The 2,746-nt window shown below is 35.7% G+C and carries 1 protein-coding gene; it reads left to right on the forward strand.

Annotation, left to right across the window (positions count from 1 at the left end):
- The first annotated feature begins 735 nt into the window (after positions 1-735).
- On the forward strand, positions 736-2,595 hold the full coding sequence (gene ltrA / locus WKS98_RS09780) for a group II intron reverse transcriptase/maturase (protein WP_039931397.1): 1,860 nt from the start codon (positions 736-738) through the stop codon (positions 2,593-2,595).
- Positions 2,596-2,746: the final 151 nt, after the last annotated feature.

Below are 2,746 nucleotides of genomic sequence, written 5' to 3' on the forward strand. Positions count from 1 at the left end.
CGTGCGACACGTTCATAAGTGAAAAGCTTATGCACTAAGTCGAAGGACTAAAAGTCCGAAACTTAGGAGAACTAACAATCTAATAGGTAGAATGATGGAGTAACGCCCTAAAATGCCTACACTGATACTCCGATTGGCAATAAATATTAGACTAATTTATTGTCAAAAGCTCGGTGAAGTCGGCAGAGAGTAGCCGTAAATAGCTATATAGTTATACGAAACCTGTTTAGAGGTAAATGGTGCTACTTATATGCCGGGTGTCGAATACGCATGGTGAGAATGTGTATACCAAAACACTGACGCACTTCCGAATGTACAAGTCTAGACGTTTGAATTTGTCTAACGGCAATTACCATCAAAGATGGTGTGTTTGTGGATTAGTAAGAATGGTTGTTATGAAAGTCCATATATCGTTACAGGCGATAAGGCGAGAGCTAAACACAGGCTTAGAGGAAGAACCTAAACGTATTCAATGATAGGATTGTTGGAACGTGGTAAACCAAGAACATGGAAGCAGTCTAATGCTAATGAAGTGTTAAATGGGAAAATGATAAGAAAAAGATCATATAACTATTTTTTATCTTGGTGAAAGTGGTGGCATAGTACCTATGAAGCGAGAATAATAAGCTCGTGGAGGGATAGCCACTAGTCACAAGAAAGAACAAGAACTGAAATTAAGATAAACACAGCTTCGAGTATGACAAAGAAAATCAAATCCGAAAGGAGATGGTGCCTGTGTCCACTTCGAAACAAAGATTAAAACAAAATAAAATCCGTTATACGGAATATTATGACTTGCAAGAGGTCCTTGATAATCTATATAAAGATAGCAGTGAGAATAAAGTATTTTCAAATTTAATGGGGTTAATAACTTCAAGAGAAAATATAAAACTAGCCTATCGAAGTATAAAAGGAAATAAAGGCAGTCACACAGCAGGAGTAGATGGAAGAACAATAAACCATCTATCAAAACTAAATGAGGAAGAATACATTTCTCTAATACAAAAACAGTTTCATTGGTATAAGTCCCGCCCTGTAAAAAGAGTGGAAATACCAAAACCTAATGGAAAAACAAGACCGCTTGGAATACCAACGATTGTTGATAGAATTGTACAACAATGTATTTTACAAATTTTAGAGCCAATATGTGAAGCGAAATTTCACGACAGTTCTTATGGGTTTAGACCTAATAGGAATACAGAACACGCTATTGCAGAATGTGCAAGGCTAATGCAGATACAGCACTTACATTATGTTGTCGACATTGATATACAAGGATTTTTCGACAATGTATGTCATTCAAAACTCATAAAACAAATATGGCACTTAGGAATAAGAGATAAAAAGCTAATTTGCATTATCAAGGAAATGTTAAAGGCTAATATTGTAATGCCAAATGGTGAAACAATTATACCTACAAAGGGTACACCTCAAGGAGGTATTTTATCCCCATTGCTATCTAATATAGTACTAAATGAGTTGGACTGGTGGGTTTCATCTCAATGGGCAACAATGCCAACGCATTATCCATATAAACAAAAGACTAATAGCAAAGGAACGGAAATAAAAAGCCATACCTATAGAGCTTTAAGGTCAAGTAAGCTCAAGGAAATTTACATTGTAAGATATGCTGATGATTTTAAAATATTTTGCAGTAATTACTATGATGCAAAAAGGACATATCAAGCAGTGAAACAGTGGCTTGAAGATAGGCTTAAATTAACAATAAATGAAGAAAAATCAACAATTACGAACCTAAAACAAAGGTATTCAGAGTTTTTAGGCTTCAAGCTGAAGGTTAAACCAAAAGGTAAAAAGTTTGTTGTACAGTCGCATATAAGTGATAAGGCATTGAAAAATGCAAAAGAAAATATTTCTAAATGTGTTGCGGATATAAAAAGACCTGCAAATGAAAAAGAGCAGTACAAAGCAATAGCTAGGTATAATGCCACTGTTTCAGGCTTGCATAATTATTACCAAATAGCAACAAATGTGAGTCTGGATTTTGCGAAAATAGCCTTTCACATTAAAAAGCAGATGAACAACAGACTTGATATTAAAACCAGTGGAACACTAAACAAAGGATTTATCAAAGAAAAATATGGAAAAAGTAAACAGCTTCGCTTCCTTAATGGACATCCGTTAATTCCAGCGGGGTATGTCAGGACAAAGGACGCAAAACACAAGAAAAAGGTTGTAAACAAATACACTGTAAAGGGCAGAGCTTTCATTCATAAAAATCTACAAATTGATGTAGACACTCTTGTTTGGCTAATGAAACACCCTGTGCTTGATAAAAGCATAGAGTTTGCGGACAACAGAATCTCGCTCTTTGCAGCTCAATATGGCAGATGTGGAGTAACAGGTGTAAAACTTACGCCAAACGATATACATTGCCATCACAAGATACCGCTTGAACAAGGCGGTACAGACAGTTATAGCAACTTAATTCTTGTTACAGAAGCAGTTCATATACTCATCCATGCAACAAAAGAAGATACAATCCAAAAATATATAAAAGAGCTTGGCTTAACGCTCAAGCAGATTGAGAAATGTAATAAGCTTAGAAAAATGGCAGGATTGCCACTAATTTAGAGAAAAAATAATTTGTTACGAAGTGTGTAAGTCTTAGTTGAAACGTGAAAATCTTTCTTGTGATGGAACGCCGTGTGCGGTGAAAGTCGCATGCACGGTGTGAAGTGGGGGAAAATCCAGAGATAACATCAAAGGATTACCTATCACTATC

The organism is Lagierella sp. ICN-221743, from assembly GCF_037890055.1.
GTDB lineage: Bacteria > Bacillota > Clostridia > Tissierellales > Peptoniphilaceae > Mediannikoviicoccus.